The sequence below is a fragment of the Tessaracoccus pujii genome, assembly GCF_054483895.1.
On record NZ_CM137012.1, the window covers coordinates 1,160,305 to 1,182,984 of the forward strand.

The window sequence follows — 22,680 nt, forward strand, 5'->3', positions numbered from 1 at the left end:
CCCGACCGGGCGCCACTCAACCGGAACGGGAACCGGTCAGAATCCCGAGGGAACCGGAACCCAGAAGCCGAAGAAGCCGGGGAGAAGTACGCCCTGACCCCGGAGCAGCTCGACGCCGCCGCGGCACTGGGAATCTCGCCCCGCTCCGCCGCCCGTATCGCCACGCACCACGCCCGGAAGCAGGCCACGCACGAGCCGGCCGCCCTGACCCGCGTAGCGCACGCCCGGCGCGGTTCCGTGCGCGTTGACGCCACCGTCGGAGATCGCGTCGCCGCTGAGTTGGCGCGAGGGGGTGCCCGATGACCACCGCAACGCAACAGCGCCCCGGCGGAGGAACCGAGGCGCTGAACAAGTCGTTTGCTGGCGACACCCCCAGTCTACGCGACAACGGCGCCGTTCGCCTGGCGCCGGCTGACGCTGGCACCGTTGCTCAGGCCCGGCTTGCCGCGCTCAGCGCCCAGCTTGGGAGCATGGCCCGCCGACTCATCGAGGATGCCCTACTGGGGGAGATGCCCGCGGTTTGGGAGCGTCGCGCTCTGCAGATCGAAGCCGGTCACCCGATGATCGGCAACACGCTGTTGGAGCAGATCCCCGACCGTGCCGAGGCCGCGGCCGCGTGCCGAGAACGGGCCGAGCTGCTGAGGCGGTATCCCGAGATAGGCATCCTCGAGCTAGGCGGAGTCGTCAGCGACGCGCTCGCCGAGCAGGGGGTGAACCCCGGTGAGTGAGTACCTCGACCTCGTCGACCTCGTTGAGCCCTTCGACCCATGGGCCGAGGACGCGGGCATGCCGGCGGACACGCTGCCGCCAACATGGGCACCCGTGGACCTGGGGCCGATCCTCGACGGCACACACGCGCCGCTGAAGCCCTCCCTGATGCCCCGCACTGATGGAGTGTGCCTGATCTACCCCGGCCTCACTCACAGCTTCCACGGGGAGAGCGAGAGCGGGAAATCACTCATCCTTCAACTTGAAGCTGTTCGGCTCATCGGCATCGGCGAGCGGGTGCTGTTCGTCGACTTCGAGAGCGACGCCGCCTCAGTGGTGGCCCGACTCCTCGAGTTCGGGGCCGACCCCGAAGCGCTCCGGGAACGGTTTGTCTACCTCCGCCCCGAGGTCCGCCCGGACACGACTGAGCGCGAGCTTGCCGCGTGGCTCGACGTGCTCCGCGGCCGGTTCGCGCTGGCCGTTGTCGACGGAGTGACCGACTCTCTCGGCACCTTCGGTTACTCGACGAAGGACAACGACGACGTGACGACGTGGGCACGTGAGCTACCCCGCCGGATCGCCGACAGGACCGGCGCCGCCGTCGCCCAGGTGGATCACGTGACGAAGGACAGCGAGAGCCGAGGCCGGTTCGCCATCGGTGGACAGGCCAAGCTCTCAGGGCTGACCGGCGCCGCGTACACCGTGGAGGTACTGCGCCCACTTGGCCGCGGCCTACGCGGCGTCGTCGTGCTCCGCGTCGGCAAGGACCGCCCCGGATTCATCCGCGGCCACGCCGGACCGATGCGCGCGGGTGACCGCACCCAGGAGGTTGCCCGGATCATCATCGACAGCACCGGACCGACGCCCACGTACACCATGGAGCCGTGGAAGGGCCACGAGGGCGACCCGGACTCACCACCTGCCCGCTGGCGCCCTACCGCCCTGATGGAAGCGCTCAGCAAGGCGCTGGAGGCCGCCGAACAGCCATTGAGCTTCCGGGCCCTCGATGAAGCCGTGCGAGGCAAGGCGGAGCACAAGCGGACCGCCCTGACCGAGCTGGAGGACGCCCGCCATGTTGCCATCGCCCGGGAGAGTCGCGGCAACTACCACCGGATCCTGAGCCCCTATCGGCAGGCTGACGACCCGCTCTCTGATGCCTATGAAGCCCGGGACACACTTCGCCCCGTCGACCCCTCCGAAAGTGCCGTGAGTGAGTGTGTCCCTGTGTCCCTGCCCTATACCGGGGCACGGGACACACACACTTCACCCCCTTCAACCGTGTCCCGGACACACTTGGGACACACTCGGGACACACTCCCAGAAACCGCCGTTTGTCACTCATGCGGAGGGCCGAACAGCCCTGACCGCGACGCCGCCGGCTACCCCTGTCTCGAATGCCTCTACGGCGGTGAGCTATGAGCCGCATCGAGGCCAGGCGGAATGATGCCCTAGATGCCCTCGTGGGCCGCACGGTGCCGGGCGGGTGCGTCGACTGCAACGCGGACGCCACCATCTACCGTGACACGGAGACCGGCACCTATGTCGTGACCGTGGCCCACGACCACGGTTGCCCGTGGCTGGCAGGGGTGACCCGATGACCGCCGTGAAGTTCCCCACCGCACCCCGGAACCCCCTGCCGTATCTGGCCCTGTCTTCTGCTCTGCGTCAGGCCCTCGACGAGCGGACCCCGCCCCGGTGCGCCGGCCGTGACGAGCCCTACTCCGACGACGAGCAGGTGCGCGCCATGGTGGCGGCCGACTGGTGCCCCTCGTGCCCGATCCACGACGCCTGTCGTGAGGCCGGCGCCTACGAAACCACGGGCGTATGGGGGTCCGTCGACCGGACACCCCTGGCCAAGACCTCAACCCGCACCACCACCACCTCGAAGGAGAAGAACCGATGACCTCGACCACGGCCCCGGCGATCCCTCACGCGCCCGCCTGCAAGCGCCCAGCGCCTGTGCTGCGCCTGTCCTGGAAGCAGACACCCGAGGCGGCCTGCCCGGGCTGCGGAAGGACCATGGCCCTCGACGCCGAGGGGGTGGCCCGATGATTACCAGCGGATTCCGCCACCGCGACACCTGCCCGCAGGACGTGCCCGTCCGGGGATTCATGGGCAAGCAGGGTGACCCGATGCGCCGGTGCCCAACCTGCCACGCCATCGGCACCGCGACGGCCGTCGCCAGCCGCGTGGAGTCGCCGCCGGCCCTGGCCCAGCGGCCGCCTGAGGCCCCGCCCGAGCCCTTGCCGATGTTCCCCCGGTATGTGTGCGGGGAGCACCCAGAGAAGTACGTCGACGGCCGCGGCCGAGGGTGCCCCGAGTGCTCACGCCTGGCCCGACGCCCCCGCCGCCGGTGAGCGTCTACCGCCTGCCCCCCGGTGCCGTTGCCCCCGACCCGCTCAACCTCAACCCGAAGGAGAACTCCCACATGTCCGACCAACTCACACACGCTGACCTAGCGACGATGACCCCGCAACAAATCGAAGCAGCCCGCCAGAGGGGCAGGTTCGACGCCTTGCTGGGCGTCGCCACCCCTGACGAAATCGCAGCCCGCGACCTCGTGGACACCGGGGGGACCCTCGACCGCCACGCGATTCAAACCCTGCATGCCGCCCGCCAGTACGAAGCCATTGACCGCGCCCGCCTAGAGGGCCGCATCTCCTACCAGAACGGAAACTGACCATGAGCACACCCCGCCCGAAGATGCGATTCCTTCACCCGTCCCAGCGGCACACCCGTCCCAGCGTCAGCCCCAACACCGCACTGCCGCCCCGGGGTCTATTCACCGGCCACAGCTCCCTCCTCGCCACGTATGACGCCTGGACCCGCGTCGAAGGGGCACGCAAGCAACACGAGGCCGACGCGTACCGGCTCGACCAGGAAGCAACCACCGCCGCCCGTGAGTACAGCGAAGCCATCAAGACAGCACTGAGGGCAGGCACGAGTGCGTCTGAGGTTCGATCCACAGAACCCGAGCTGCGCGCTCAGGCCGCCGCGCATCGTGAGCTTGCACTCGAGGCGAAGCGGGAATCCATCGCCTTCGGTACCACGCTGGCCGACGCGCTCACCGCCGCAGCCCCCGACGTCTATCCCAATATCGAGGCCGAGATGGAGACACACGCGGCCAGCATCCGGGCGGCGCTCGACTCCCTCAGCGGCGCCTATTCAAAGTGGGCCGCACTCTGGCACCTGCGCCGCATACTCGGGTCCATCGTCGCCAACGGCGGCCCGCTCGGGTCCTACCGGCCGAACCCGCCACTGCCGGCCAACGTGGCATCTGCATTACAGGAACTTGTCAACGAATTGGACACGCTGCCTCAACTCCGGATCGAAGAGGCATACCTGGCCGAATGGCGCCGGACACAGACAGACATCGACGAAGCAAATCGCCTTCGCGCTGAGGCGTCTGTCGCATCCGTCATCGCGTTGCGGGCCCGCCTCGCTGCCCAAGGATCCCTGAACTACTAGCTCGCCCACAAGGAAGGGGGCCAGCGCCAGCGCCACAGGAGGGCCGAGGGCACGCGCCCTTGTCCCTCCTGCCCCCCTCCAGTAAAGGAATGACCGAGATGAACAAACCCCCCGCCGCACCCGCCGGCCTAGGCCCCGCCGGCCGCAAACTCTGGCGCTCCATCACAGACGACTTCGAGGGCGCCGAGCACGAAACCGCCATCCTCGAAGAAGCGTGCCGAACCCGTGACCTTGTCGCCACACTCCGCGATCAGATCGAAACCGATGGGCTGATGCTGCCCAGCTCGCAGGGCATGCGCCTACATCCTGCCGTGGCCGAGGTCAGACAGCAGCGCCTGACCCTGGCCCGCCTGCTCGCAACCCTCAGCGTCCCCGCCCTCGACGAGGACCAGCTACCGCCCGCGCGTGGCGTGCGTGGCGTGTACCAGCGCGGTGCCGCGTGAGACGCCGCCACCCTGCCGAGGACACCAACCCGATGCCGCTCAACCTCCGCCGCTTCCGTGCTGAAGAGTGGCCCGGGGACACCGAGCTGCGCCAGTGGTACGCCCACCGCGCCGCGCTGCTCGCATGGGCCAACGCCCACCCCGACGTGGACACCGAGCAGTGGACCGAGCCCTGGCACGGGTGCGATGGAGACGACGCCGGCCTCAGGTGTATCAAGTTGAGACACCTGAGGCCTGTCGAGCGCATCGACATGGAGACCGGCGAAGTGCTCACCGAGCAGTGGACCGAGCCCTGGCCCGCCATCGGCCACGCCTATGACCCCGACCTGATCTAGGTGAACCCATGAGACGACGACGAGCCGAGGCCGACGACCACAACCCCGTGCCCGAGAAGCTGCGCCGCTTCCGCACCGGTGAGTGGCCCGGCGCTCGACCCATCCAACAGTGGGACAACTACGCCGCAGCACTCGACCAGTGGCACGCCGAGCACCCCGACGTGGACACCTGGCAGTGGACCGAGACACCCGGAGACATCGAGTGGAACCCCGACCTCGACGAGTACTAGCCGGGGTGGGGCACACCCCGTGACCCCTGCCACGGGCCACCTATGCGGGACTGTGCCTCGCTCTCTCTGAGGTCTCAACTAACGGGCCCTTGAACCGGCCCCTTTCGTCATGCTGGCCCGCCTGACAGCCCCACGGCCCCCTCGACGCACACCGGGCACCCCCACGGCACCGAGGCCCGCAGAACGGCACACAGCGCCGAGCAGACCGCGAACCTCGCCGCGCCCATCCGCCGCGAGCTGGTCGGCAGGCTGGCCGTGGCAGGCATGAGCACGCGGGCTATCGGCGCAGTGCTTGGGGTCCACCACGACACCGTTGCGTCGGACGTCCGGGCACCTGTCGGAAATCCGACACCTGACTGAGGCCCCAGGGACCCACACCGGCCCGCCTCAGCCTCGATGCCAGATCAGCAGACACCGCTGCCGGGCATGGCCCAATGTCCACGGATATTGGGCCATCAGGCCCGAACCCAACCAACCATGCCGTCGCCGACGCGCTCTGGTCGTCGAGGGCCACGGTCCGCACAGCCGACACCAGTTCGCCGCGGAGTTGCTCCGCGGCTGCACCGAGCTCGTCGCGCCGCTCAATCGCCAGCATGGAGACGACCGACTGCCAGCTCTGCAGGTGCGCCAGCGTGCCCACGGGCGCGGACTCCGGCGTTGTGTAGATGATGGCGCTCATCGTGCCACCGCCTCAGCGGCAAGCTGATCCTCAGCGGCCGCGACGAGCTCGGAGAGGTTGACCTCAGCCGCCCGTGCCGCGCTCAGCAGCTCAGCGACCGGCGACGACTCATCGAAGCGCCGGCCCGTCATGGTTGCCAGCTCATCGAGAACCATCCTGACGAGACGCTCAGCGCCCACGAGGCCGACGAGGGCCGCGCCGGCCGCCCGCCGCGGTGTGGCGACGAACAGCGGATTGCCGCCCTCGTCCTGGTGATCGGCGCCCAGTGGTGAGCTACCGAGGGAGTTGGTTTGTTGGGACATTGCGCGAAACCTCCTGAGGTTCGCGGCCCTCCGCTATCGCACGTGTACCGCACGCCCTGAAACGAAGAAGCCGCCTTGACTGGTGTTTCACCTAGTCAAAGCGGCTTTCGTGCTGGCTCCCCGGACTGGACTCGAACCAGTAACCCTTCGATTAACAGTCGAATGCTCTGCCAATTGAGCTACCAGGGATTGGTGGACTATCCACGCGAAAAAGAACGTTAGCAGATCAATCCGGGCCGTGCGAATCCGAGCGTCCCACAGCCCAGGGGCTCCCGTCAGAAGTACTCAGCCGCCAATCGGTCCGTCTCCGCGACCACCGCGGCGCGGGTGGCGGGGTCATCCAGGTCCGCTCCTCCGGATGGAACCGCATACCAATGGAGCTTGGGATCGTGCCCTAGGCTCCTTCGGCCGACGATCTGCACCTGGCCTCTGCTACCGTCCACGACGCTCTGCACGACGGTGGACGCCTGCACCCGTTCCTGGAACAGTTCCGGAAGTCGGCCTGGCTCCGTGAGTTGCGCCTCGAACCTCTCCCCCTCGACGGTCCGCCAACGGAATGTGCCGGATTCCCCCAGCCATGACCCACTGCCGACCTCTTCCCAGCCCCAGATCCGCCACGTGTCGCCGATGCGGCGCGCCAGGGCGGATCGTGTGCCGACCAGCACCACCCCCTCGCCGACGCCGTGCGCCAGCACGTCAGCGCGGTGGCCGAGTGCCTCATCGAGCCCCTCAAGGATGGCAGGGTCGAGCCGATTGAACAGTTCCATGGCTCCATTGTGCTCCGTGTGGATAAGAAGTGTTGTCCGTTCGAAGTTGTCCACAGCAGCCCTCAGAGACCGCGACCGCGAGCCCTCAGGACGTAAGGCTGAGGCCATGGACTTCAACGCTCTGCAACTGCCCGACGTCTGGTTCGAGCCCGGCGATGACTTCGAGTGCGCCAAAGCTGTCGAGGCAGGGATGTACGCCTCATTTCTCGTTCAGCGCAACGGCCCGGATCCCGAGCTCGAATCATTGGTGGCCTTAGGCATGGACGCACGGGACCGGCTCTGGGCCTTGGGTTTGAAGGTCGCGATGCAGCAGGCCAGACGCGTCGCCGCCGCCCACGGGCTCCCGCCCGAGGACCTGTTCCAGGACGGCTGCGTGGCCGTGGCCGAGGCGATTCGACGATACGACCACACCAGGGCGGTACGGTTCAGCACGTTCGTCTTCGAGTTCGTCTTCAGGGCACTGACCGAGGGCGCCCGCCACCGGGTGGGTCGCCCCACGTCGACGCGGGCGGACCGCCGGGCCGCACGTCTCGCCGGGGAGGAACGCGACAGGCAGGGCGCCGCCGGCAAGACCATCGGCATCGCCGAGGCCGCGGCAGCCGCCGGAGTCTCCGCCCAGGCGGTGAGCAGGGCGATGGTCAGGACTGTCAGCCTCGACGATGTGCTCAGCGCGGACCCGGCGGCCGAGGCCGGCTTCGCCCGGGTGGACTCCCCCGGGCTCGCCTTCCTCGAACTGCTGTCCCCGCGGCACCGTCGTGTCCTCGAGCATCGATTCGGTCTCAACGGAGAGGCGCTCACACTGGCCGAGACGGCGCGGGCCATGAACGCCTCGGCCTCCACTGTTCACCGTTGGGAGCGTGAGGCGGTGGCCCGGGCCCGCTCGCTGTTGGACAGCGAGCGGACCGCGGGAATCAGTGCGAGATCGCCTCGCCAGCCCCTGCCCCCGTCATGGACCGCACCTCCATCTCGATCGCGAACTCCTCGTCCCCGCGCTGCGGCGAGGTGACCGTCCCCAGCCACCCCGCGAAGAACGCCAGCGGCACGCTCACGAGGGCCGGGTTGTCCAGCGGGAACCACGCAAAGTTCACCGACTCACCGAACATCGACGACGGCGAACCGGAGATGGCCGGAGAGAAGATGATGAGCAGCGTGGCGGAGATGAGGCCGGTGTAGATGGACCACACAGACCCGCGGGTGTTGAACCTCTTCCAGTACAGCGTGTAGAGGATCGACGGCAGGTTGGCCGAGGCCGCGACCGCGAACGCCAGCGAAATCAGGAACGCGATGTTCTGCCCGTTCGCCGCGATCCCGCCGAGGATGGCGAGCACCCCGACCACCACGGACGTGTAGCGTGCCACGCGCACCTCCTGCGCGGGATCGGCCTTCCCGTCCTTGAGGATGGAGTTGTACACGTCGTGCGCAAACGATGCGGAGGCGGTGATGGTGAGCCCCGCCACGACCGCCAGGATCGTGGCGAACGCCACCCCCGAGATCACGCCCATGAAGATCTCGCCACCCAGGTTGAGGGCCAGCAGCGGCGCCGCCGAGTTGGCTCCACCAGGAGCCGCCAGGATCTCCTGCTGACCCACGAGCTTGGCCGCACCCAGGCCGAGCACCAGGGTGAAGAGGAAGAACACCCCCACCAGGATGATCGCCCACACTGCGGACTTACGTGCCTCCTTGGCCGTCGGGACGGTGTAGAAGCGCATGAGCACGTGCGGCAGACCGGAGGGTCCTGCGATGAGCGCCAGTGACAGCGACAGGAACGACAGTTTCGTCCAGTCCGTGGCTCCGTATCGCCCCATCGGCTCGAGCAGGTCCTTGCCGGTGCCTGTCGCGGGATCGAGGGCGGCCTGCTGAGCTGCGAGGGCCAGCGTGTCGAGGTTGAATCCGTCACCCATCAGCACCAGGAACGTCATGACCGCCGCGCCGCTGACCAGCAGCACCGCCTTGATCATCTGCACCCAGGTGGTGCCCTTCATGCCACCGATGAGCACGTAGACGATCATGAGCACGCCCACCAGGGCGATGACGAGGCTCTGCATGTTGCGGTCCGACACGCCGAGCAGGAGCGCCACGAGGCCGCCTGCGCCTGCCATCTGAGCGAGCAGGTAGACCAACGAGATCACCAGCGTCGACGTGGCCGCGGCCGTCCGGACCGGCTTCTGGTTCATCCTGAAGCTGAGCACGTCGGCCATCGTGTACTTGCCGGTGTTGCGCATGGGCTCGGCGACGAGGTAGAGCGCAATGAGCAGGGCCACGAAGAAGCCGACGGAGTACAGCAGGCCGTCGTAGCCGTACAGGGCGATGGCACCGGTGACCCCGAGGAACGCCGCTGCGGAGAGGTAGTCGCCGGTGATCGCCAAGCCGTTCTGCCTGCCGGAGAACTTGGCACCCCCGGTGTAGAAGTCCGAGGCCTTGGTCTTCTGCCGGCTCACGGTGATGACCACCGCCAGGGTTGCCGCGACGAAGACGGCGAACACGGCGATGTTGATGAGCGGGTTGCCGTACTGGGAGGTGTCGAGCAGCGAGATCATGCCGCACCCTCGTTCACGATGCGCTCCTTGATGCGGGCGGACAGCGGGTCGAGGCGCCGATTGGCGTAGTTGACGTAGACAGCCGTCCAGATCCACACCACCGCGAACTGGAACAGCCCCAGCATGATCCCGGTGTTGAGGCCGCTCATCCCGAGGAACGGGGAGGCCATGAAGTTCACCGCGTAGATGGACAGCACGACGTAGACGAAGTATGAGAGGACTCCGGCGATCGTCATCGGAAAAGCGAAACGGCGAAAGCTGGAACGCAGCTCACGGTAATCGGCGGTCTGGGAGACCTCGACGAACACAGCTCTGGAATCGACTGGATTCAACGGATCGACGGTACGGCCTTGGGACATGCTTCTCCTGAAGGTCGGCGAGACCACAGTGTCTCGACATGAAGAAACTTTAGGCTCACGGGACATGACAATGCAATCCCGGAGTTTGTCACCACCCGCAGGGCCACCGACGCCGGCTCAGCCCAGGCCGACGGCCTGCAGTTGCTTGCGGCGCATCTCCAGCTCGGTCAGCTTCGCGAACTGGGTCCGGTGACCGGAGGGATCCTTGACCGGGTCGGTGCGCTGCAGCCGCGACTTCAGGTCGGCGATCTGCCGCGTGACCCTCGCCAGACGCAGCCGCGCCGTGTGGACCAGGGAATACGACTCGTCCGCCTCCCGGAGCAGCGGCTCGACGATGAGCGCGACCAACAGCTGCCGCACCAGGTCTGTGGGCGCCTCAGAGCGCAGCCTGTCTGTCCATCCGTCCCCGAACTCCACCGACGCCAGCAGGCGGAACACCGCGGCGTAGCCGGGGTGGGTGAAGTCCTCGGGCTCCACCGAATTCCAGCCCGCGTCGAACGTGGTGGGGTACTGCACCATGAGTTTGAGGGTGTCACGCTCCAGACGCAACGACGGATCGCTCGGGTTGGGCCACGCCGGATCGGCCGCCGGTCTCCCGTCGCCCTCCGGGACCTCGACCGGAGCGCCCCGATGCCGCGACCGCGCCGCCTCGCTGCGCACCTCGTCGAGGTCCATGCCGAGCACCCCCGCCAGCTCGCGCAGGTACTGGCTCACCAGGGACTGGTCCCGGATCGAGCCGACCAGCTCCGCCCCCTCCCGAGCGGCCGCCAGCCTCCCGTCCGCGCGGTCCAGGTCGTGACTCTTGGCGATGTTGGACATCACGAACCGGTACAGCGGGATGCGCCGGGCCACCAGTTCGCGCACTGCGGCCTCCCCCTGCTGGAGCCGGAGATCACAAGGGTCCAGACCGGTGGGCTCGACGGCCACGTAGGTCTGGGTGATGAAGTTCTGATCCCCCTTGAAGACCTTCAACGCCGCGGCCTGACCCGCCTTGTCGCCGTCGAAGGTGAAGATGACCTCACCGTGCAACCCGTCCTGGGTACCCATGAGCCGCTGCAGCAGGCGCGCGTGATCGTCCCCGAACGCGGTGCCGCAGGAGGCCACCGCCGTTTCGACGCCCGACATGTGCGCCGCCATGACGTCGGTGTAGCCCTCGACGATCACCGCCTGCGCCCGTCTGCCGATCTCGCGACGGGCCAGGTCGAGGCCGTACAGCACGTGGGATTTCTTGTACACCGGCGACTCCGGCGTGTTGATGTACTTGGCCGGAAGCCTGTCGTCGTCGTAGATGCGACGCGCACCGAACCCCAGCACCGCCTGGGCGGAGTCGCGGATCGGCCACAGCACGCGCCCCACGAAGAAGTCACGGCCTCCGTGGCGCGTCAGCCCTGCGGCCTGGAGCACCTCGTCGGTGAATCCCTGCGCCCGGAGGGTCTGCCGGAGCGCGCCTCCGTGCCGCGGCGCGTATCCGACGCGGAATGTGGCGGCCACCTCGCGGTCGAAGCCGCGACTGTGCAGGAACTGACGCGCCTCGATAGCCTCGGCCGATTCCAGCTGGGCCGCGAAGAACTGCTGCGCGGCCTCGTTGGCCTCGAGGATCCGCTTCCGTAGCCCGGGGACCTGCCCGGGAGCACCGTCGTCCTCGACCCGCAGCACAATGCCGGCGCGGTCCGCGAGCACCTGAACGGCCTCGGTGAACGACAGGTTCTGCTGCTTCTGCAGGAAGGTGATCACGTCCCCGCCCTCGCCGCAGCCGAAACAGTAGAAGAATCCGCGCGACGGGGTGACGGTGAACGATGGAGTCTTTTCGTCATGGAAGGGACACAGACCCTTCATCGACCCACCGCCCGCGTTGCGCAGGGCCACGTAGCCGCCCACGACGTCGTCGATGCGGCAGCGCTCGCGAACGGAGGCAATGTCCTCATCGTTGATCCGGCCCGCCACGGGGCCACTGTACTAGCAGCCCTTACGCGCCCCTGCCGATACCCCGGGGCAGCTTCCGGGGATCCCAGCCGAGGCGCATGCGCGCCTGCTCGAAGGCGAACCGGTCCGTCATCCCGCCCACGTAGGTCACGGCCCCGCGGATGAGATCCTGAGCACGGTATTCCTCTGGAAGGGCATCCGGAGTGGCGAGGTAGAACTCCACCAGGTCCGTCAGCACACGGACCACGGTGACGGACTGGGCCACCGATTCTGGGCGGGTGTAGATCCGCTCGTAGTTGAACCGGCGGAGCTCGCCCAGCGCCTCGGCGGTGACCGGGTCCATGCCCACGACGCCGGTGCTGGCGGTGGTCTCGATCACAGCGGTGATGAAGGTGGCCAACTGTTGGCGGCGGGTCACGCCTGCCACCTCGCGCACCACGGCCGGCAGCTCCGACAGCGTCACGATCCCGGCCGCTACCGCGTCCTCGAGGTCGTGGGCGCAGTACGCGATCCGGTCCGCCCAGGACACGATCTCGCCCTCGATGGTGGCCGGCGCGGGCCGCGACCACGAGTGGTTGCGGATGCCGTCGAGCGTCTGGCGCGTGAGATTCAGATCGGCCAGAACCACGTCCGCACCCCAGGGCCCGTGGTCGTAGCCGCCGTCGACGAACTGGTCGAAGGCATCCTCCGACGCATGGCCTCCGGGACCGTGCCCGCAGTCGTGACCGAGCGCGACGGCGTCCGCCAGCGTCACGTTCGCCCCGATCCCCCGCGCCATGGCCACGGCGGCCTGCGCCACCTCGAGCGCATGCGTGAGCCGGGTCCGTTGGTGGTCCGTCGGGTAGACCACGACCTGGGTCTTTCCCGCCAGCCGCCTGAACGCCGCGGAGTGCACGATGCGGTCACGGTCGCGCTCGAAGCAGGTGCGGAAGGGATCCGGTTCCTCCCCCCTGGAGCGTTCGCCCGCCCCGACGGCGTAGGAGGCCTCAGGGATCAGCGTGAGCCTCTCGTGCTCCTCACGCTCGGTCCGGCCACGGCTCTGACGGGCATCCGCCCGGGCCGTGGTCCCGGCGTGGGCGGTGATGACGTCGTCTCCGTGCCCATGCATGGTCCGGGCCCAGAGTGCGGTGCGAGGTAGCGGTGTGTCCATCACCTCTCACCGTAGCCGCCTCAGCGCTCGGCGCGCGGCACCCACCCCGACAGCGGCTTGCCGACGTACACCTGGCGCGGGCGGTAGATCCGCTGCCGCGGATTGTCGGTGACCTCCTTCCAGTGCGCCACCCATCCGGGCGTCCGGCCGATGGCGAACATCACCGTGAACATGTCCAAGGGGATGCCGATGGCGCGCAGGATGATGCCCGAGTAGAAATCGACGTTGGGATACAGCCGCCGGGAGGCGAAGTAGTCATCGCTCAGGGCGGCCTGCTCCACCTCGCGGGCGATGTCCAGCAGCGGGTCGGTGACGTGCATGGCGTTGAGGAGGTCGTGGGCGGCCTTCTTGAGGATCTTCGCCCGCGGGTCGAAGTTGCGGTAGACGCGGTGGCCGAAGCCCATCAGCTTCACCCCGGAGGACCGGTCCTTGACCCGGGCCAGATACTGCTGGGGCGTGGTGCCGCTCGCCTGCATGTACTCGAGCATCTCGATGACGCCCATGTTCGCCCCACCGTGCAGCCTTCCCCACAGCGCGTTCACGCCGGCCGAGACCGCCGAGTACATGTTGGCCCCGGAGGAGGCCACCATGCGCACCGTCGAGGTGGAGCAGTTCTGTTCGTGGTCCGCGTGCAGGACGAGGAACATGTTGAGCGCGTGTGCCACCTCGGGCGTCGGCTCGTAATCGCGGTAGGGAACCGAGAACATCATGTGCAGGAAGTTCTCGGCGTAGGAGAGGTCGTAGCGCGGGTAGGCGATGGGCTGCCCGATGTGTGACTTGTACGACGCCGCGGCGATGGTGCGCGTCTTCGCGATGAGGCCGGCCGCCGCGTACTTGAACTGCTGCGCGTCGGTGAACTGGCTCTCGGTCATCTCATGGGTCTGCAGCGCGTTGATCATCGCCGAGAGGATCGCCATGGGGTGGGCGTTGGCAGGGAAACCATCGAAGTGCTTGCGCATGTCGCGGTGCAGCGCGGCGTTCTCCGTGAGAAGGAGCCGGAACTCCGCCCGCTCCTGCTCGTCCGGCAGTTCACCGAAAATCAGGAGTTCGGCCGTCTCGATGAAGCTCGACCGCTCGGCAAGGTCCTCGATCGGGATGCCCCGGTAGCGGAGAATCCCCTTCTCGCCGTCGATGAATGTGATGGCGGACTGGCAGGAGCCGGTGTTGCCGTAGCCGTCGTCCAGCGTGATGGTGCCTGTGCTGGAGCGCAGCGAGGAGATGTCGATCGCCCGCTCCCCCTCGGTGCCGGTGATGAGGGGGAGAACGTGGCTCACCCCGTCGATGATGATCGTTGCCGTTTCACCCATGGAACCTCCTGGGGCCGGGCCGGCCGTGAACGGTCCGGCGTTTGCCTCACAATAACGAGGAGCCAGGGACGCAGCCGGGGTGGGGCTACTTTCGAGTCTGAGCGCGCCCGAGGAAAAGCATCGCCACCCCCATGACCGCGATACCGAAGGCGGTGCTGCCCACCCGTTCCCAGTCGAGCGACTCCGCGCCGCTGGTGGTGGACTGGAAGTAGGCGCTGACGAACAGGACGGCCACAGCGAGCAGCGCCACAGCCCTGCCCGCCTGAGCCCAGAGCGGCAGCTTCTTCCTCGGTTGGTTCTTCTCGGGTCCGTTGCCCTGCTCTGACATTCTCATCCTCCGCTCACGCCGATCTCGGCGTCAGATAGGTCCAGCTCACACCCGGAGGTGTCGTCGTACCAACCGTAGGGCACCACCACCTTGCCCCGCGGCGAACCCTGCCGCCCGCGGGGAGTGCCCAGCTCCGTGACGGGGAACTCGGCGTCGTGGTCCAGCTGCGCCACCAGGTCCCGCAGTTCGGCCAGCGTCGACACCATGGCGAAGCGGCGCCTCAGTTCCCCCACCGGATAGCCCTTGAAGTACCAGGCCATGTGCTTGCGCAGGTCCGTGAGTCCGTGGCGCTCCCCTACGTATCCCACCAGCAGCTCCGCGTGGCGCGTCAGCATGAGGCCCACCTCCCCGAGCGTGGGGCGGTGCCGCAACTCTCCTCCCGTGAACGCGGCGGCCAGGTCACCGAACAGCCAGGGCCGGCCCAGGCAACCGCGACCCACCACCACACCCGCGCAGCCGGTCTCGTCCATCATCCGCAGCGCGTCCTCGGCCTCCCAGATGTCCCCGTTCCCGAGGACGGGGATGTCCACCGCCCTGACCAGCTCCGCGATCCGTGCCCAGACGGCCTCACCCGAGTACGCCTGCTGCACGGTGCGGCCGTGCAGGGCGATGGCCGCGGCCCCCTCCTCCTGGGCGATCCGCCCGGCGTCGAGGAAGGTCACGTGGTCGTCGTCGATGCCGATCCGGGTCTTGATGGTGACCGGCACCCCGAACTCGTCGGCCGCCCGGACCGTCTCCCGGACGATCGACCGGAACCGGTCCCGCTTGTACGGCAGCACGCCTCCGCCGCCCTTACGGGTGACCTTGGGCACCGGGCAGCCGAAATTGAGGTCGATGTGCGCCACGCCGTGGTCCCGGGCGAGGATCCGGGCGGCGTCGGCCATCACGCCGGGGTCCACGCCGTAGAGCTGAACCGAGCGGGTGGTCTCGCCCGGGTCGAACTGCAGCATGTCGCGCGTCTTGGAGTCCCCCACCACCAGTCCCCGGGAGGTGATCATCTCGCAGACGTACAGGCCGGCGCCCTGCTCGCGGCAGAGCTGCCGGTAGGCGGCGTTGGTGACCCCGGCCATCGGCGCGAGGACCACGGGAAGGTCCACGACGACGGCGTCGCGGCGGCTGGGCGCGTGGAGACGCAGTGGCGTGATGTGGGGCATGGGGCTCCTGGGTTCGACGGCGACCCCCCAGCCTACGTCAGGACGGCGCTGTGAACCGCAGCCTGATCGCCGCGACCGCCGCGCCACGGGCGAAATCGTGGAAGTCGAGCGGCGCGAGAACCAGGTCCGGCACGTGGAGGTCCTCGCGCCAGTCGCGGGAGAGAACCTCCCGGACGAGGTCGAGGGAGCCGCCCACGAGGTCGATGCCCTCGCCGGTGATGAGGATCCGTTCCGGGGCGAAGGCGATGGCGGCCGCCCGCACGATCCACCCGAGCGCGGTCACGGCGTCCTCGACGGCCGGCACCGCCTCCGGTGCATCGAGAGCCTCGCCGAACGTGAGGGGCCGCCCTGCCGCGACACTGGCGGCCTCGGTCACGGCCTCCATCGACAGCACGTCACCGAAGACGCGACCATCGGGCAGCCACAGCCGCCCGAGGATCGCGGCCGCGCCCTGCCTGCCGAGCAGCAACTGGTCGTCGACCACGGCACCGCATCCCACACCCAGCCCGAACGTGACCACCGCGAAGTGGGTCAGACCCCGGCCGGCCCCGAACCAGTGCTGGAACAGGGTCAACCCGTCGATGTCGTTGGCGGTGGCACAGTCCTTCCCCGTGAGGTGGGTGAGACGGTGCGCCAGGTTTCCCCCGCCGGGCCAGCCCAGCATCCGGGTGGCGTGCAGCACCCCGTCGGGCCCGACGGAGGCGGGCAGGCACACCCCCACGGCGGACACCCCGGGGAATGTCCCGACGACCCGGGCCAGCCCTTGGGCTGTCGACTCGAGTGTCGCGGTGTCGAGGTCGAGTTCCTCCGAGTGGTGGACCTCCCCGGCCAGTCCCGTCTCCACCACCCAGGCGTGGCCGGGCACGATCTTGACGCCGAGGAACCGCGCGGCCTCGTCGATGATCCGCAGCGGCAGGGGTGGCCGGCCGATGTCCAGGGCCGACGGGGGCCCCTGCTCCAGCACACCGGTTTCGATCAACGGCTTGGTGATCCTGGTCAGCGACCCGGACGACAGACCGAGCATCCGGGCCACCTCCGCCCGCGAAATCGGCCCGTGGCGCAGCACCGCCAGAGCAACGCTCCGGGTGGTGGGGTCCAGGGGCCAGGGGCTCATGTCAGACCCGGTCGAGTTCGAAGAGCACCGCGGTGTCCGGCTGCATCTGCGGCGCGCGGATACCGACATTGATCAGGACGTCGCCTGGCAGCACGAGCGGAGACCCCGACGCCTCCCATGCGACGACGTGGATGGGAGGCACGAGCTGCCTGTCGATGACACTCACCCGGTAGGTTGCCGACGGGTCCAGGCCTGGAAACTGGAGCTTGCCCAGGCTCACCACGGGCGAGACGCTCAACAGTGACAGCGAGAAGATGGCCTTCTGGCGTGTCACGACGCCCTTGAAGTAGCACTGAGGCTCGCGCATGTCGACACGGATCTGGCGACCGGCCAGCAGTACGTGGCGGTTCTCCTTGTACCAGTCGATCCACCACCGCAGCTGAGCGAGTTCCTCCTCCGACGCCTGGGCGAGGTCCCACTCGATCCCGAGGTGTCCGAAGACCGCCGTGGCGGCCCGGAAGTTGATGTCGTGCCAGCGCGCGGTGGAGTGGGAGCGGCCGGAGGCGATGTGGCTGCCCTGGAACTCCGGCGGCAGCAGTTGGCTGGTCCAGGGGAGCATGCGCTGGCGCTCCTGAGGATCGATGACGTCCGAGACCCACACCCGCTCCACACGGCGCATGACCTCCAGGTCGACACGGGCGCCGCCTGAACTGCAGGACTCGAATTCGACTCCCCTGTGACGTTCCCTCAGCGCGTCCAGCAGCCGGTAGTAGGCCTGCGTCTGGGCGTGCACGGCCGGCGTGCCGTGGGGGGCCGTGCCCGCGTCGATCAGATCCCGGTTGTGGTCCCACTTCACGTAGTCGATCCGGTACTCGCCGAGGATGGCGTCCATCTGCGCGAACACGTGATTCCAGGCACCCTCGATCGAGAGATTGAGTACGTGCTGCTGGCGCGCCTCGACGGGCAGGCGCCCCGCGGGCTGCATGATCCAGTCCGGGTGTGCGCGGGCGAGGTCGGAGTCGAGATTGACCATCTCCGGCTCGAACCAGAGGCCGAACTCCATACCCAGGTCCTTGACGCGGTCCACGAGCGGGTGCAGGCCTTGGGGCCAGATGTCGGCGGCCACCACCCAGTCTCCCAGCCCGGCCGTGTCGTCGCGGCGGGATCCGAACCAGCCGTCGTCGAGGACGAACCGCTCCACCCCCAGCGCCGCGGCGCGTTCGGCCAGGTCGAGGAGCCGTGGGGTGTCGTGGTCGAAGTAGACGGCCTCCCAGACGTTGAGCGTGACGGGCCTGTCGCTCGAGGGCGCGTGGGGCAGGCTGCGCAGGTGGCTGTGGAAGCGGTCGGCCTGACGGTCCAGCCCGTCGGCATAGTTGAAGAAGAGTTCGGGCGTGGCATAGCTGTCGTCGCGGCCCAGGACCACCTCTCCGGGCAGGAGCAGCTCGCCGCCGGTCAGCACCTGTTGGCCGATGAAGTCGCGTTCGGCCACGTGCAGGTGATTGCCGCTCCAGGCGGTGTGCACCGACCAGACCTCGCCGCCGCGGAAACCGAAGCCTGGCACACCCGCGTGGAGCACGTAGGCGGAATCGGCTCCGGTGCGACCATGACGACCCTCGCGCCGATGCTGACCGACGGTGAACTCACGGCGCTGCGGGAAGCGCTCCACCCCCCACCGTCCGGCGAAGTCGAAGAGCTCGGAGGCCTTGCTGGGCACGGGCAGCCCGAGCGTGAACTCGTCCAGGAGGTAGGCGTCGTCATCCACGTTGGTGACGGTGCCGCGCAGGACGACCAGGCCCTCGGGCGTCAGCTGTAGCGTCAGGACCAGGCTCAGCCTGGACGCCTCGGACTCCGCGCGGAACTCCACGGTGCAGGGCCCTGACGTGACCAGTTCGCCCGCCGGATCGGAGTCCACGAGGACCTCGTTGACCCGCCAGTCGGGGGTCCAGTCGCGGCCGGACCGGGATCCGACGAGCCCGGGACGGCCTGCCCAGCCGTAGCGCCCCTCGAGCAGGATGCCGAAGCGCGGCGGCAGGTCCGGGTTGTTGGGTCCCACCTGGAAGACGTCCGCCAACGCCAGCGCGTCGAACTCCTCGGCGGAGAGCGGTCCGATGGCCGGGCCCCAGTGGACGACCTCCGGCAACCGCGAATCGTCGACCCGCACGGCGACCGAGACGCCGTCGGCGGTGAGCAGCAGGCGGGTGTGCATGATGAAGTCTCCTGGTCAGTGTGTGCCGCGGGGCACGTTGGCGCCGAGTTCGTCTACCGGCAGGAAGGCGCTCGGCTCGTCGATCGCCCTCGACAACAGCGGGGTGAGGATCATCTTGGCGTCGTATCCGTTGAAGGACCGCCGGTAGTCGCCGACGTTGACCCAGCGCCCCACGATCGCGAAGAGGTCCGGGTCGTCGAGATTGCGGACCAGGTCGATGCCGAGGCAGCCGGGGCGCTGGGCCCACCAAGCCACGACGGCCCGGGCTTCATCGATGAAGCCTGGGCCGGGGGCGGAGAAGCGGGTGAGGACGATCACGATGGTGAAGGCTACCCCCGGGCCGGCGGGCCGGCGCGACCCGGGGGTGTAAACCGATCAGCCCTTGACCGCGCCGGAGGTGAGGCCTCGGACGAAGTACCGCTGCAGGGCGAAGAACACCACGAGCGGGAGCAGCATGGAGATGAAGGCGCCTGCGGTCAGCAGGTGCCAGTTCTCACCTCGGGTGCCCAGAACTCCGGCGAGCGCGATCGTGAGGACCGCGTTCTCGCCCTGGCCGAGGAAGATCAGCGCCACCAGCAGGTCGTTCCACACCCAGAGGAACTGGAAGATCGCGAACGAGGCCAGCGCCGGCATCGACATGGGGATGATCAGCCGCCAGAACGTCTGCCAGTGGGAGGCGCCGTCGATCTCCGCCGATTCCACCACCGACTTGGGCAGGGACGCCATGTAGTTGCGCAGGATGTAGACCGCCAGCGGCATGCCGAAGCCGGTGTGGGCCAGCCAGACAGTGGCGAACTGCCCGTTGATGCCGAGCTGCTGGAAGATGATCGACAGGGGGACGAAGGACACCGAGTTCGGCACCACGAGGAGGCCGACGATGACGATGAACAGCACGTCACGACCCTTGAATTCCATGAACGTGAAGACGTAGGCGGCGAAGGCCGCGATGAGGATCGGGATGATCGTCGCCGGGATGGCCACCGTCATGGAGTTGATGAACGCCTCGCCGAAGGGGGTGGCGCCCGTGGTCATGACCTCGCTGTAGTTGTCGATCGTCATTTGGGTGGGGTTGGCGAAGACGTTCCACCAGCCGTTGGTGTTGGCCTCGGAACGCGGGCGCAGCGAGGTGATGAAGAGGCCGATGGTCGGGATGAGCCACAGCAGGCAGAGGATGACCACTGCCGACTCGATCAGCCAGAGGAACTTCCCCGAGCCTACGGAACGCGCCACCTCCTCGCCACGCTTGATCTTGACCTGCTTCGGGGGGACTACGACGCTCATGAGTTCGCCTCCTGGAGCCGGAACTGGCGGACCTGGTACACCAGGACCGGGATGATGGCGATGATGAGAATCACGACGATGGCCGAGGCCGTGCCGGGATCACCGTTGCGGAACAGCGACGCGTAGAACGCGTTGCCCAGCACGTTGGTGTTGTAGTTACCGTTGGTCATCGCGTAGACGATGTCGAAGATCTTCATGACACCGATGAGCACCGTGATGAACACCGTGATGACCGTGGGCCATGCCTGCGGGAGGATGATCCGCCAGAAGATGGCCCCCTCGGAGGCGCCGTCGATGCGGCCCGCCTCGATGGTGTCCTCCGGCACGCCCTTGAGTGCGGCCGACAGCAGCACCATGGCGAAGCCCACCTGGGTCCAGATGTAGACCGCCATCAGCAAAAAGGTGTTGAACCGTGCGGTGTCCATCTGCAGCCACGTCTGGGGCGAGCCCCCCAGAGAGACCACGATCTGGTTGAGCAGACCCACCTGCGATGAGCCCTCGGGGCGCCAGGCGTAGACGAGGTTCCAGATGGTGGAGGCGCCCACCATCGAGATCGCCATGGGCAGGAAGATGATGGACTTGGCGGTCTTCTCCGCCATCGGCTTGAGCTTGTCCACCAACACGGCCACCAGCAGCCCTGCCGCGACGATGGCGGCGGGGGCGACGATGATCCACAGCACGTTGTTGATCAGCGTGTTGAGGAAGCGGGGATCGCTGAAGAGACGCGAGTAGTTGTCGAAGCCGACGAACTCCAGCAGCCGGCCGTTACGGCCACGGCGGAAGCTCGAGGTCACGGTCTCGACAGCGGGATAGAGGAGGAAGATGCCGATCGCGGCGTAGGCCGGCAACAGCAGCGCATAGGGCTTGAGGCGGAGTTCCCACTTCTTCGGGAGAAGCTCGCACGCCTTGTTCAACAGCCAGAACAGCGCCACCGCACCCAGCACACCCACCACGACCGCGCCGAGCGCGAGGCCGAGCTTTTCGTACATGAAGTTGCTCCTGAGGGGTGAGGTCGGCGGTGGTCCGAGGTTTCCCGGGCCACCGCCTACACGGATTCGAAGGGGCGCCGATCAGCTCGCGGGCCAGCTGGCGTCGATCGCCTGCAGCGTGGCGTCGAGATCGGTGCGACCGCTGGTGAAGTCCACCATGCCGGTCCAGAAGCTGCCGGAGCCGACTGCGCCGGGCATCTGGTCCGAACCGTCGAAGCGGAACACCGACGAGTCGGCCACGGAGGCCGCGACGTCCTTGAGCACCTGGTTGGGGTACTTCTCCGCATCGAAGGTCTTCAGGGGCGACAACCACGCGCCGGTGTTGACCTGGGCGTCGCCGAATTCGGGATCGGTCGTCATGAAGGCCATGGTCTTCATGACGTTCGAGTCGTTCTTGGTGAACGCCGCCGCGAGGTCGCCACCACCGAGAACGGGGCTTTCACCCGAGACGCTCGGGGTCACGAACATGCCGACGACGGTGTCCAGTTGGGCGAAGATGTCGTCAGGGAAGAAACCCTTCTGCGTGATGAAGTTGCCCTGCTTACCGAGGTAGCACTTCGGCTCGGGATCGAACATCGGGTTGAGCGCGGTGGCGAAGGCGTTGGAGGAGGAATTCTGGATTCCGCCGTACACGTTGCCCTCGGTCATGAGGACCTCTTCGTAGATGGCGTAGGCCTCGCGGATCTCTGGGCTGTCGAACTTGATCTCGCCGCTGACCCACTGGTCGTAGACCTCGGTGCCGCCGGTCTGCAGCACGTAGTCCTCGATCCAGTCGGTGGCGGGCCAGCCGGTGGCCGAACCGGACTCCATGCCGTAGCAGAGGGGGGCCACACCGTCGGCCTTGATCTGGTCGATCAGGGCGAGCAGGTCATCGTGGGTCTCGGGGACCGTGTAGCCGGCCTCCTCGAAGGCGGGCTTGTTGTACCAGTAGAACGACTTGCCGTTCATGGCCATCGGTGCGCCGTAGACGACATCGTCGACGGTGGCGGCATCGAGGAAGCCGGGGATGATGTCCTCCTGCAGCTGATCGAGGTCCACCTGCGTGCCGAGCTCGGCGAGCTCGCCTTCCTCTGCCAGTGCCTTGAGGATGCCTGGCTGGGGGAAGATCGCGATGTCCGGCGCGTTGCCGGACTGGACCTTCGAGTTGATCTGGACTTCGAACTCGTTGGACTGGATCCAGTCGAACGTGATGCCGTTGGCCTCGCCCCAGGTGTCCATGTCCGACTGGAAGGCTGTCGACTGGTCACCGGAGAACGCGTACATGATCTGGATGGTCTCCTTGGCGGTTGCCTCACCCACGGATTCGGACGCGTCGGGCGTGGTGCCGCCGAGGCATCCGGTAGCCAGCAGGCTCACGGCCGCGAGGCCGGAGACCAGGGAAATCTTCTTGCGCATTTCAGTTCGCTCCTTTGCGATGGAGATGACTGCCGCTCGACGATCGCTGTCAAGCGCGCTCCTGT

At 67.8% G+C, this 22,680-nt stretch carries 28 protein-coding genes and 1 tRNA gene; 12 read left to right on the forward strand and 17 right to left on the reverse strand.

Features of this window, described 5'->3' with window-relative positions:
* Positions 1–36: 36 nt before the first annotated feature.
* Positions 37–312: a hypothetical protein gene (locus tag ACX1D0_RS05660; protein ID WP_459019904.1), complete on the reverse strand. Its 276-nt coding sequence runs from the start codon at positions 310–312 to the stop codon at positions 37–39.
* Here ACX1D0_RS05660 and ACX1D0_RS05665 point away from each other — a divergent pair.
* The 11 genes from ACX1D0_RS05665 (at position 300) to ACX1D0_RS05715 (ending at position 5,184) form a co-directional block, all read left to right on the forward strand.
* Positions 300–728 carry a hypothetical protein gene (locus tag ACX1D0_RS05665; RefSeq protein ID WP_459019905.1) on the forward strand — a complete coding sequence of 143 codons (429 nt, stop codon included), beginning with the start codon at positions 300–302 and terminating at the stop codon, positions 726–728. The genes ACX1D0_RS05660 and ACX1D0_RS05665 overlap by 13 nt on opposite strands.
* Positions 721–2,127 (forward strand): AAA family ATPase, encoded by a 1,407-nt coding sequence (locus ACX1D0_RS05670; RefSeq protein WP_459019906.1) that lies wholly within the window; start codon positions 721–723, stop codon positions 2,125–2,127. The genes ACX1D0_RS05665 and ACX1D0_RS05670 overlap by 8 nt, the downstream gene beginning before the upstream one ends.
* Positions 2,124–2,306 carry a hypothetical protein gene (locus ACX1D0_RS05675; RefSeq protein WP_459019907.1) on the forward strand — a complete coding sequence of 61 codons (183 nt, stop codon included), beginning with the start codon at positions 2,124–2,126 and terminating at the stop codon, positions 2,304–2,306. Before ACX1D0_RS05670 ends, ACX1D0_RS05675 begins: the two co-directional genes overlap by 4 nt.
* Entirely contained in the window at positions 2,303–2,611 is a 309-nt protein-coding gene (locus ACX1D0_RS05680; RefSeq protein ID WP_459019908.1) for a hypothetical protein, read from the forward strand. Before ACX1D0_RS05675 ends, ACX1D0_RS05680 begins: the two co-directional genes overlap by 4 nt.
* Complete coding sequence (locus ACX1D0_RS05685) at positions 2,608–2,760, forward strand: hypothetical protein (RefSeq protein WP_459019909.1); 153 nt, start codon at positions 2,608–2,610, stop codon at positions 2,758–2,760. Before ACX1D0_RS05680 ends, ACX1D0_RS05685 begins: the two co-directional genes overlap by 4 nt.
* The gene (locus ACX1D0_RS05690; protein ID WP_459019910.1) at positions 2,757–3,065 is read left to right on the forward strand and encodes a hypothetical protein; all 309 of its coding nucleotides are present in this window, start codon (positions 2,757–2,759) and stop codon (positions 3,063–3,065) included. Before ACX1D0_RS05685 ends, ACX1D0_RS05690 begins: the two co-directional genes overlap by 4 nt.
* Positions 3,066–3,136: 71 nt before the next feature.
* Complete coding sequence (locus tag ACX1D0_RS05695; RefSeq protein WP_459019911.1) at positions 3,137–3,388, forward strand: hypothetical protein; 252 nt, start codon at positions 3,137–3,139, stop codon at positions 3,386–3,388.
* Between the two features lie 2 nt (positions 3,389–3,390).
* Positions 3,391–4,176 (forward strand): hypothetical protein, encoded by a 786-nt coding sequence (locus tag ACX1D0_RS05700; protein WP_459019912.1) that lies wholly within the window; start codon positions 3,391–3,393, stop codon positions 4,174–4,176.
* A 98-nt stretch (positions 4,177–4,274) separates the two neighbouring features.
* A complete protein-coding gene (locus ACX1D0_RS05705) occupies positions 4,275–4,619 on the forward strand; it encodes a hypothetical protein (protein ID WP_459019913.1) in 345 nt (114 codons plus the stop codon).
* Positions 4,616–4,954: a hypothetical protein gene (locus tag ACX1D0_RS05710; RefSeq protein WP_459019914.1), complete on the forward strand. Its 339-nt coding sequence runs from the start codon at positions 4,616–4,618 to the stop codon at positions 4,952–4,954. The genes ACX1D0_RS05705 and ACX1D0_RS05710 overlap by 4 nt, the downstream gene beginning before the upstream one ends.
* 8 nt (positions 4,955–4,962) lie before the next feature.
* Positions 4,963–5,184, forward strand: coding sequence for a hypothetical protein (locus ACX1D0_RS05715; protein ID WP_459019915.1), 222 nt, complete (start codon positions 4,963–4,965; stop codon positions 5,182–5,184).
* Between the two features lie 675 nt (positions 5,185–5,859).
* Here ACX1D0_RS05715 and ACX1D0_RS05720 read toward each other — a convergent pair.
* The 3 genes from ACX1D0_RS05720 to ACX1D0_RS05730 form a co-directional block, all read right to left on the reverse strand.
* Positions 5,860–6,165 (reverse strand): hypothetical protein, encoded by a 306-nt coding sequence (locus ACX1D0_RS05720; RefSeq protein ID WP_459019916.1) that lies wholly within the window; start codon positions 6,163–6,165, stop codon positions 5,860–5,862.
* A 113-nt stretch (positions 6,166–6,278) separates the two neighbouring features.
* Positions 6,279–6,354: transfer RNA gene (locus ACX1D0_RS05725), tRNA-Asn, on the reverse strand.
* Between the two features lie 86 nt (positions 6,355–6,440).
* Positions 6,441–6,932 carry a hypothetical protein gene (locus tag ACX1D0_RS05730; RefSeq protein WP_459019917.1) on the reverse strand — a complete coding sequence of 164 codons (492 nt, stop codon included), beginning with the start codon at positions 6,930–6,932 and terminating at the stop codon, positions 6,441–6,443.
* 106 nt (positions 6,933–7,038) lie between these two features.
* Between ACX1D0_RS05730 and ACX1D0_RS05735 the strand changes: the two genes are divergently transcribed.
* Positions 7,039–7,938, forward strand: coding sequence for a sigma-70 family RNA polymerase sigma factor (locus tag ACX1D0_RS05735; protein ID WP_459019918.1), 900 nt, complete (start codon positions 7,039–7,041; stop codon positions 7,936–7,938).
* On the opposite strand, the gene ACX1D0_RS05740 is transcribed toward ACX1D0_RS05735, so the two are convergent.
* From ACX1D0_RS05740 to ACX1D0_RS05800, 13 genes are all read right to left on the reverse strand, one after another.
* Positions 7,844–9,469 (reverse strand): monocarboxylic acid transporter, encoded by a 1,626-nt coding sequence (locus tag ACX1D0_RS05740; RefSeq protein WP_459019919.1) that lies wholly within the window; start codon positions 9,467–9,469, stop codon positions 7,844–7,846. The two genes, ACX1D0_RS05735 and ACX1D0_RS05740, sit on opposite strands and share 95 nt — an antisense overlap.
* Positions 9,466–9,894, reverse strand: coding sequence for a DUF485 domain-containing protein (locus ACX1D0_RS05745; RefSeq protein ID WP_459019920.1), 429 nt, complete (start codon positions 9,892–9,894; stop codon positions 9,466–9,468). The genes ACX1D0_RS05740 and ACX1D0_RS05745 overlap by 4 nt, the downstream gene beginning before the upstream one ends.
* A 51-nt stretch (positions 9,895–9,945) precedes the next feature.
* Positions 9,946–11,772 (reverse strand): DNA primase, encoded by a 1,827-nt coding sequence (dnaG, locus tag ACX1D0_RS05750; protein ID WP_459019921.1) that lies wholly within the window; start codon positions 11,770–11,772, stop codon positions 9,946–9,948.
* Positions 11,773–11,794: 22 nt separating this feature from the next.
* Entirely contained in the window at positions 11,795–12,859 is a 1,065-nt protein-coding gene (locus tag ACX1D0_RS05755; protein ID WP_459020397.1) for an HD domain-containing protein, read from the reverse strand.
* A 62-nt stretch (positions 12,860–12,921) separates the two neighbouring features.
* Entirely contained in the window at positions 12,922–14,208 is a 1,287-nt protein-coding gene (locus ACX1D0_RS05760) for a citrate synthase (protein ID WP_459019922.1), read from the reverse strand.
* An 85-nt stretch (positions 14,209–14,293) separates the two neighbouring features.
* The gene (locus ACX1D0_RS05765; RefSeq protein ID WP_459019923.1) at positions 14,294–14,536 is read right to left on the reverse strand and encodes a hypothetical protein; all 243 of its coding nucleotides are present in this window, start codon (positions 14,534–14,536) and stop codon (positions 14,294–14,296) included.
* A gap of 2 nt (positions 14,537–14,538) precedes the next feature.
* Complete coding sequence (gene dusB / locus ACX1D0_RS05770; RefSeq protein WP_459019924.1) at positions 14,539–15,690, reverse strand: tRNA dihydrouridine synthase DusB; 1,152 nt, start codon at positions 15,688–15,690, stop codon at positions 14,539–14,541.
* 37 nt (positions 15,691–15,727) lie between these two features.
* A complete protein-coding gene (locus ACX1D0_RS05775) occupies positions 15,728–16,804 on the reverse strand; it encodes an ROK family transcriptional regulator (RefSeq protein WP_459019925.1) in 1,077 nt (358 codons plus the stop codon).
* A 1-nt stretch (position 16,805) separates the two neighbouring features.
* Positions 16,806–18,950, reverse strand: coding sequence for an alpha-galactosidase (locus ACX1D0_RS05780; protein ID WP_459019926.1), 2,145 nt, complete (start codon positions 18,948–18,950; stop codon positions 16,806–16,808).
* Positions 18,951–18,965: 15 nt separating this feature from the next.
* Entirely contained in the window at positions 18,966–19,268 is a 303-nt protein-coding gene (locus tag ACX1D0_RS05785) for an antibiotic biosynthesis monooxygenase family protein (protein ID WP_459019927.1), read from the reverse strand.
* A gap of 57 nt (positions 19,269–19,325) precedes the next feature.
* Positions 19,326–20,231, reverse strand: coding sequence for a carbohydrate ABC transporter permease (locus tag ACX1D0_RS05790; RefSeq protein ID WP_459019928.1), 906 nt, complete (start codon positions 20,229–20,231; stop codon positions 19,326–19,328).
* Positions 20,228–21,220, reverse strand: coding sequence for a carbohydrate ABC transporter permease (locus tag ACX1D0_RS05795; RefSeq protein ID WP_459019929.1), 993 nt, complete (start codon positions 21,218–21,220; stop codon positions 20,228–20,230). The genes ACX1D0_RS05790 and ACX1D0_RS05795 overlap by 4 nt, the downstream gene beginning before the upstream one ends.
* Before the next feature lie 81 nt (positions 21,221–21,301).
* Entirely contained in the window at positions 21,302–22,615 is a 1,314-nt protein-coding gene (locus tag ACX1D0_RS05800) for an ABC transporter substrate-binding protein (protein ID WP_459019930.1), read from the reverse strand.
* Positions 22,616–22,680: the final 65 nt, after the last annotated feature.